This is a genomic window from Pseudomonas sp. RA_15y_Pfl2_54 (assembly GCF_963971015.1).
Classification (GTDB): domain Bacteria; phylum Pseudomonadota; class Gammaproteobacteria; order Pseudomonadales; family Pseudomonadaceae; genus Aquipseudomonas; species Aquipseudomonas baetica_A.
Genome location: NZ_CAXAPN010000015.1, coordinates 131871 through 139519 on the forward strand (window position 1 = coordinate 131871; position 7649 = coordinate 139519).

Below are 7649 nucleotides of genomic sequence, written 5' to 3' on the forward strand. Positions count from 1 at the left end.
TTCGGCATTTTGTATACAACAAAGCCTCACATATGCGGCAATCCGTTGACAGCGATGCTACCGTGACCGCCTCTCACCCGACGGAGACACCTGCGTGCTGATCCTCAAGTTGCTGTTGATTCCCGGTTTTCTGCTGCTGATATCTTTGGCGGGTAAACACTGGGGGCCAAGCGTGGCCGGGTGGCTGTCGGGGTTGCCGGTGGTCGTTGGGCCGATCCTGTTTTTCCTCGCCATCGAACAGGGCGCGCCGTTTGCCGCGCAATCAGCGGTGGCCGCGTTGTCAGCGATGTTCGCGATGATTGCGTTCTGCATCACCTACGCGCAGGTCGCGCAACGGGCCAACTGGGCTTGGGCGTTGAGCATGTCCCTGGCGGTCTGGGCTTTGCTGGCACTGGTACTGTCACGGATTCCCGCGTCTCTGCCGTTTTCGGTGCTGGCGGCGGCGGTTGCCCTACTGGCGGCGCCCTATCTGTTTCCCAACGTGCAGCCGCCGCTCAGCAGTCCGGTTCCGAAGTCGGACAGATTGATCTGGCGGATGATCGCCGGCGCTGCGCTGACGCTGGTGGTGACCATGCTCGCAAGCACCGTCGGCGAACGCTGGAGCGGCCTGCTTGCGGTGTTCCCGGTGCTTGGCAGTGTGATGGCGGTGTTTTCCCAGCAAACCCGCGGCCCTGAATTTACCGCCGCACTGCTACGGGCGACCGCGACGGGAATGTATTCGTTCTCGGCGTTTTGTCTGGTCTCGGCACTGACATTGCCGACCCTGGGCCTTGGTGGATTTGCCTTGGGAGTGGCGGTGTCGGTGGCGATGCTGGGCGTCACCAGGCGGCTATTGGCCCGCCCCGCCCCCAGGCAACAGACGCAATAACCCGTCAGACGAATCGCGCTGGAATGCCCGGCATGCTCCGTGGGATGATCGCCCGCCTCGCGCGACCATTCACCGGAGATTCCCATGTCATTGCTGAGCAAAAAAGCCGTCGTCCTGTTAGTCGCGGCTGTCGCCGGTCTAGGCGCCATCAACGCTCAAGCGGCCAAGCCCAAGGAAAAAGCCGCCACCGAGAAGGTCTCGATGCTGGGTGGCAAGTTCACCTTCGTGCTGCCCAAAGGCTTCGTTGCCGACCCGCTACCCGCTAGCCCGACCGGCGCCAAGGGCACCATGTACACCAACCAGGCGACTAAAACCGTGGTCATCGCCGCCGAAAACCAGATTCCCGAAGGCAACAACGTCAAGGACAACGACAGCGAGTTCCTCGACGGTAGCGTCTCTGACTTCATCGACGCCCAGCGCAAAGCCTTGCCTGACTTCAACAAACTCAGCGAAAAAAGCCTGACCCGCAAAGGCACAGGGCTGGGCCTGCGTCAGGTCGACAGCACCGCCACCCAGGGCGGCGGCCAGACGCTCAACACCACGTTGATGGCCGGTTCCGGTACGAAGATGGCACTGGTCCAGGTGATCTCGCGGGTCAGCGACAAGCAAGGTCACGATGCACTGGTGAAAACCATCCTCAAGGATTGAGTTGCTGCAACCAGCCATTCAGATCCCGCAACTCGGCCGCGCTGATGCTGTGGCCGACCCCGGGATAAGCGTGAAACTGCGGTGTGTATTTGAGCTTGTGTAGCCGTTCGTTGGCGCCAGTGCCGTCGCGATACGGCACGCGATCATCGGCGGTGCCATGGCCGATGAAGATGCTCAGCGGCAGCGGTTGTTGTTCAGGCTTGAGTTCGGCTTTCAACACCGGCAATAAACGCCCGCTCAACGCCGCGATGCCGCCCACGGCCACGGGTGGGCGCAGCCCCACCTCGTAGGTCATCATGGCGCCCTGACTGAAACCGATCAGGTACACCTTGTCCGACGTGGTGTGATATTTCTTCGCCGCTTGCGCGACAAAGTCCCTCAGCTTCTGACCGCTGACCTTCAGATCATCAGTCTCGCCGTTGTAGGCGCCTTCGCCTTTTTTGCGAAACCACTGGAATCGCCCTTCACCCAACGCCAACGGAGCCTGCACGGAGAGGTAGTTGTACTGCGCCGGCAGCTGGAATTTCATGCCGATCAGATCGGCCTCGTTACTGCCGTAGCCGTGCAGGAAAATCACCAGCGGACGCGGATCGGCGTCTGGGTGAACCTGTTCGATGTACTTGAGCGGCAGATCGCTTTGCAGGGTGGTTTGAGCTTGAACAGCGCTGGACGCCAGCAGGGTCAACAGAGCAAACACCTTCAACATACGTTTTCCTCCACTGGGTGCAGGGTTTGGGGTGAGCCTAACACCCTGAAACGAGGATCCAAATGACGGGGATTGCTGATGCCGCCTTCGCTGGCAAGCCACACACAATAATCTGTGCCGTTCACAAAACCCGTGGGAGCGGGCTTGCCCGCGAAGGAGCCTCTGAACACAGCAAAAATCTGTCAGTCGTTCGTCAGTTTGCCCGTGCGAAACGGCACCCGCCCCGCCACTTTCGCCTGCCAGATACCCGGCTCGGTATAGCGCCCACGATCAATCGCAAACAACACCCCGCTGGTGCCGGCGTGGATCGTGGTCACGCGATCCTGAAGGGGATCAACCACCTCAAACAACGCATCGCCCTTCTCTACCCACTCGCCCGCATTGCGCAGGAAACTCACCACACCATGGTGCGGCGCGAACAAATATTCGGTGCCTTCGAACGGCATCCCCTCACAGCACTCTTTCGGCGCTGCCGGCCATTCGCCGCTGATGAACCCTTGCTCGGCGAGAAACCCGAGAATCGCCTCGCAATTGGCCTGAGCCTGATCGACACGCGTATCGCCCATGCTGCCCAGCTCCAGCGTTGTCGCGAGGTTGGCCGGTGGAATCGCCGCGTCGGGGAACGCCCGCGCCAGGCGCAGCCACGGCGTCGAGCAGGACTCATCGAACGAGCTGCCGCCAGAGTCCTCACACAGCAACGCCACGCCAGCCTTCAACCGCGCCGCCAGCGATTGCCACTGCGGCCAGTGTTGCGGCAGCGCGTAGAGGTGAATCGAGGCTTCGAAATCGCAATGCAGGTCGAGGGTGATGTCGGCATCACAGGCATGGCGCAACAACAAACGGTGCAGCGCTTCCAGTGGCGAGGCCGGTGCCGGCAGGTCATCGAAAACCTGGCCCATGGCTTGGCGAATCAGCGCGATGTTGGCGTCAGCATCGGCGCCCAATTGATCACCGATCAACGCCGCCACCGGGGCGCTGAGTTCGACGAAGGCACGGTTGAAATTCTTGCCGCTGCCCAGTTCGAAACGGCCCATGTGCGCGCCTTGCAGGTGTTGATCCAGGCCGATCGGGTTGGCCACCGGCACCAGCTCAACCACACCTTGCAAACGGCCTTGGGCTTCGAGTTCATTCAGACGTTGTTTGAGCTCCCACGCGGTGCGCATGCCTGGCAGTTCATCGGCGTGCAGGCTGGCCTGAATGTAAACCTTGCGGGTGCCGGCGCCGTAACGAAACACGCTGAGGGAACGTTCGCTGCCCAGGTGGCTCCAGGGCAGAACATGGTCGATGCGTTGCATGGGTAACTCCTGAGTAACGGATCACTGAGATCCCCTGTGGGAGCAAGCCCGCTCCCACAACGTTCTCGTGTTGATCAGAGCGTAAAAAAAGTGGCCACCGCGTTAACGGGGCCACTTTTTCTACAGCGTATTAATGGCCGTACACGTCAAAGTCGAAGTACTTGTCCTGCACTTGCTTGTACTTGCCGTTGGCGCGGATTTCGGTGATTGCCTTGTTGAATTGCTCAGCCAGCGCGGTATCGCCCTTGCGCACTGCAATACCGGCGCCGCCGCCAAAGTATTTGGCGTCTTCATAGGTCGGGCCGACGAATTCAAAGCCTTTGCCGGCGTCGGTTTTCAGGAAACCGTCGCTCAGGTTGACCGAGTCGGCCAGCATCGCGTCGAGGCGACCGGAGACCATATCGAGGTTGGCTTCCTGCTGCGAGCCGTAGCGCACCAGATCAATCCCGGCCGGGACCAGCACTTCGGTGGCGTAGCGGTCGTGGGTACTGGCACGCAGTACGCCGACTTTTTTGCCTTTGAGTTCGGTCAGCGGGTCTTCGACACCCGAACCTTCCTTCATCACGAAACGTGCAGGCGTGTGGTAGTACTTGATGGTGAAATCGACGTTTTTCTTGCGATCGTCAGTGATGGTCATCGAGGACAGGATCGCGTCGATTTTTTTCACTTTCAGCGCCGGGATCAGGCCGTCGAATTCCTGCTCGACCCAGGTACATTTGACTTTCATCTGCTCACACAGCGCATCGCCGATATCCACGTCGAAGCCGGCGAGTTTGCCGTCAGGGGTTTTCATCGAGAATGGCGGGTAACCGGCTTCGATACCGATGCGGATCGGCTTGGCGTCTTCGGCCACAGCGGTCAGGGACAACATCGACAGTGCCAGGGCACCAAACATCACTAGCTTCTTCATTTATAACTCCTGTGTGCGGAGGCTTTTATTGGCAGCTTCGATTCAACGTTCGGTCATGGCCAGTTAACGGCAAAAAACCGAAGTGGCCGGCAGTCTATGGCGGCGCGCACAGGGCAAATTGTTTTTAAGCGACAAATACTTACAGAAGATCGGCGCACCGGCTGACCGGGGTCAACAGGTGCGCCGTCGTGGTGCAAAGGCTGTAGGACAAGCGCTGCTTTCGTTCAATAAACCTTGAAAAGCGTCAGCATTCGCAACCGAGTGACACTGCGGCAACAGACGAATCACTGAGCGAAAAACCCTCATCCAGCCACCCGGTCACGCCGCCGATCATTTCCTTGACCGGGTAACCCAGCGCCGCCAGTTTCACCGCTACCTTGTTGGCGCCGTTGCAATGTGGGCCCGCGCAATAGACCACGAACAGCGTGTTTTTCGAGTAACTCGCCAAACCTTCAGCCGTCAGCAAACGCCCCGGCATATTGATCGCGCCCGGCACATGGCCACGCTCGAAAGCCAGCGGTCCACGCACATCGACCAACACAAAGTCGACCTCACCGGCCTCTTGGCTGCTGAATACGTCGGAACAATCGGTTTCGAAGGTCAGACGGTTGCTGAAATGCATCAGGGCAATCGCCGAGGGAGCGGCAGGAATTTCGCGAACAAGGCTGGGCATCGGGTATTGCTCCTTCATCTGATCGGGTATGAACAGACTTTATCGAGCCGCAGCCTGCCGCTACAGTGGCGGACAAGACACTCATCGGGAATTTTCCGCCAAATGCCAACATCACCAGGTCTGGTCGCGATTCTGGCCTACGACGGCCTCTGCACTTTCGAGTTCGGCATCGCCGTGGAGATCTTCGGTCTGGCCCGGCCGGAGTTCGATTTTCCTTGGTACGAGCATGCGATTGCTGCGGTCGATCAAGGGCCGATGCGCGCCATGGGCGGGATTCAGGTGTTGGCCGACGGCGGTCTGGAACTGCTGGCCGAGGCCCGCACCATCATCATTCCCGGCTGGCGCGACCGGAATGCGGCGGTGCCTCCAGCCTTGATCGATGCGTTACGGCAAGCCCATGAGCGTGGCGCTCGCTTGTTGTCGATTTGTTCCGGGGTATTTGTCCTGGCAGCCACCGGCCTGCTCGACGGCCACGGCGCCACCACTCATTGGCGTTACACCACGGAATTGGCGCAACGCTATCCGGCGATTGCGGTTGATCCGGATGTGCTCTACGTCGACGCCGGCCAGTTGATTACCTCGGCAGGCAGCGCAGCCGGCATCGACGCCTGCCTGCACCTGGTGGCGCGGGACTGCGGCACTCAAGTCGCCAACTCAGTGGCGCGACGCCTGGTGATGTCGCCGCAGCGTACCGGCGGGCAGGCGCAGTTCATTCCAACCCCGGTGAGCGCGACGCCGCGCAATGACCTGTCGCGGGTGATGCAGTGGGCGCGCGAGCGCTTGCATGAACCGCTGGAGGTGCGCGATCTGGCCAGTGAAGCGGCGATGAGTGAGCGCACTTTTTTGCGGCGCTTCAGCGAGGCCAGCGGTCAGACGCCCAAAGCGTGGTTGCAGCATGAACGCCTGGCCCGGGCGCGAGAGTTGCTGGAAAGCACCGATCAGCACACCGAACAGATTGCCGAACGCTGTGGTTATCGGTCGGTGGAGAGTTTCCGGGTGGCGTTTCGTGGCGTGGTCGGGGTGCCGCCGTCGGTGTATCGGGAGCGGTTTGGGCGTGAGGTGAAGGTCAGTTCTTGAGTGAATTTTGAAGGCCGCATCGCGAGCAGGCCCGGTAAAACACAGCATCATTTTGGCATCAGCCATGAGGCTACAGCGCCTGCGCCTTTGCCTACAACTACGCCAGAATCCGCCGGCTTGTGCGGCTTGGGGGTCGCCAGTAATTTGGTTCGCGTCACTTAAGGGTCAGTGATCGGGTTTAGTCGCTCGGTGTTATCTCAAGTTCGCAAGCTGTTATTCAGTCGGGTATTTCCATGCCTGCACTCAATGGCGGCTGTGCGCAGGGCGCTTTCGAGCGCGCCGGTAAAGCTTGGGATGCCGGTCGACTAACCTGCGTATAGCTGCCACCTAATGTTTAGTCGCAGAACGGTGTCAGCCTCATTGAGGTTTCCCGGCACATGTTCAAATAAGGCGCCTAAAAAACCACACGAAAACGGCGCAGGACAGCACCCGACCCGCGCCCACAGCTTTCAGCGTCGTACACAACATCTGCAATCAGCATAAAACCCCGTGGGAGCGGGCTTGCCCGCGAAGGCGCCAGAACGGACACCCAATCAATCAGCAGGTGATCCCGATACGCGCATCACCCCGGCACTTGCAGATTATCCAACGCCCGATTCACCGCCAGCTCCCCGAGCATGATCAACTGCGCAATCCCCAACAACGCCCGACGCTGCGATGCCGGCAACAGACTGGCGACGTTCTGGGCGATGGTTTGGGCCGAAGCGAGTGTTTCACTGGCATCGAGCAGCAGTTCTTCATTTTTGTTGTCCGCCGTCACGGCATACATCCCACGGTTTTTACGTGGCGGCGGCGTGGAGCCGGGCGGACAGAGGTAATGGTCGAGCGCACGGTCGGCGGCTTCGTGGAGTTTTTTTGAGTCGAGGGATTCGTAGGGGGAAACCGAGTCGGTTTCGGGCGGGTTGGGTGTTGGTTTGATCATGGTGAAGCTCCTTGATTATTGGAGCCGCCACATTTCGCTGCGAAACGAAGGGAGGTGGCAGCTGTACGCAGGTTCGCAGACCGGGAATCAAGGCACCCGGCATACCCGAAGGTATCCCGCGCACAGCCGCCATAAAGCACCATTGCCGAAAATGGCAACGAGATTGGGAGCGCTGTGCGCCTTGATTGATCCGGGCTGCGAAACCCGATCGCTGATTCGTCAGCGACCGCACCACAATAGAACCCGCCCCCAAGGCGCACAAGCCGGCGGATTCTGGCGTAGCTGTAGGCAATTACGCAAGGATGTGTAGCCTGAGAGAGTGTCTGGAGATGTCTTTTTAAACGTTGGTGTTTATCGGAATCCTCATTGCGTCTCGGATCCCACGAAAGAGAGACTGCCAAAAATTTTGTGTTCGGGCATAACCCCCCGGTGTCAGGATAGTTGTCGCCTCTCCGGTTTTTCCAAAAAAAGCATATCGGGGGCGGAAAGAGACTGGTCGTGCCGTACTATTCACCTGAACGCAGAGCCGCATTACTTAAGATGCTGCTTC

8 protein-coding genes are annotated in these 7649 nt (G+C 59.6%); 3 read left to right on the top strand and 5 right to left on the bottom strand.

Annotated elements, in window-relative coordinates:
- Window positions 1–94 precede the first annotated feature (94 nt).
- Both AACY50_RS13315 and AACY50_RS13320 read left to right on the top strand, forming a co-directional pair.
- Window positions 95–868: a hypothetical protein gene (locus AACY50_RS13315; protein WP_339538664.1), complete on the top strand. Its 774-nt coding sequence runs from the start codon at window positions 95–97 to the stop codon at window positions 866–868.
- A gap of 84 nt (window positions 869–952) precedes the next feature.
- A complete protein-coding gene (locus tag AACY50_RS13320; RefSeq protein WP_221733624.1) occupies window positions 953–1516 on the top strand; it encodes a hypothetical protein in 564 nt (187 codons plus the stop codon).
- Here the strand turns inward: AACY50_RS13320 and AACY50_RS13325 are convergent.
- From AACY50_RS13325 to AACY50_RS13340, 4 genes are all read right to left on the bottom strand, one after another.
- Window positions 1506–2222, bottom strand: coding sequence for an alpha/beta hydrolase (locus tag AACY50_RS13325; RefSeq protein WP_339538665.1), 717 nt, complete (start codon window positions 2220–2222; stop codon window positions 1506–1508). The genes AACY50_RS13320 and AACY50_RS13325 overlap by 11 nt on opposite strands.
- A 182-nt stretch (window positions 2223–2404) precedes the next feature.
- The gene (locus tag AACY50_RS13330) at window positions 2405–3517 is read right to left on the bottom strand and encodes a succinylglutamate desuccinylase/aspartoacylase family protein (RefSeq protein ID WP_339434222.1); all 1113 of its coding nucleotides are present in this window, start codon (window positions 3515–3517) and stop codon (window positions 2405–2407) included.
- Window positions 3518–3647: 130 nt separating this feature from the next.
- Window positions 3648–4427, bottom strand: coding sequence for an ABC transporter substrate-binding protein (locus tag AACY50_RS13335; protein WP_339434223.1), 780 nt, complete (start codon window positions 4425–4427; stop codon window positions 3648–3650).
- 244 nt (window positions 4428–4671) lie between these two features.
- A complete protein-coding gene (locus AACY50_RS13340; RefSeq protein ID WP_339538666.1) occupies window positions 4672–5100 on the bottom strand; it encodes a rhodanese-like domain-containing protein in 429 nt (142 codons plus the stop codon).
- Between the two features lie 102 nt (window positions 5101–5202).
- On the opposite strand from AACY50_RS13340, the gene ftrA reads away from it, so the two are divergent.
- On the top strand, window positions 5203–6177 hold the full coding sequence (ftrA, locus tag AACY50_RS13345) for a transcriptional regulator FtrA (protein WP_339434225.1): 975 nt from the start codon (window positions 5203–5205) through the stop codon (window positions 6175–6177).
- A 562-nt stretch (window positions 6178–6739) separates the two neighbouring features.
- Here the strand turns inward: ftrA and AACY50_RS13350 are convergent.
- The gene (locus tag AACY50_RS13350; RefSeq protein WP_339538667.1) at window positions 6740–7099 is read right to left on the bottom strand and encodes a DUF6124 family protein; all 360 of its coding nucleotides are present in this window, start codon (window positions 7097–7099) and stop codon (window positions 6740–6742) included.
- Window positions 7100–7649: the final 550 nt, after the last annotated feature.

Excerpts from the sequence above, each read along its gene's own strand:
- AACY50_RS13320 (WP_221733624.1), top strand. The coding sequence starts at position 953 with ATGTCATTGCTGAGCAAAAAAGCCGTCGTCCTGTTAGTCGCGGCTGTC.
- AACY50_RS13325 (WP_339538665.1), bottom strand. The coding sequence starts at position 2,222 with ATGTTGAAGGTGTTTGCTCTGTTGACCCTGCTGGCGTCCAGCGCTGTT.
- AACY50_RS13330 (WP_339434222.1), bottom strand. The coding sequence starts at position 3,517 with ATGCAACGCATCGACCATGTTCTGCCCTGGAGCCACCTGGGCAGCGAA.
- AACY50_RS13335 (WP_339434223.1), bottom strand. The coding sequence starts at position 4,427 with ATGAAGAAGCTAGTGATGTTTGGTGCCCTGGCACTGTCGATGTTGTCC.
- AACY50_RS13340 (WP_339538666.1), bottom strand. The coding sequence starts at position 5,100 with ATGCCCAGCCTTGTTCGCGAAATTCCTGCCGCTCCCTCGGCGATTGCC.
- ftrA (WP_339434225.1), top strand. The coding sequence starts at position 5,203 with ATGCCAACATCACCAGGTCTGGTCGCGATTCTGGCCTACGACGGCCTC.
- AACY50_RS13350 (WP_339538667.1), bottom strand. The coding sequence starts at position 7,099 with ATGATCAAACCAACACCCAACCCGCCCGAAACCGACTCGGTTTCCCCC.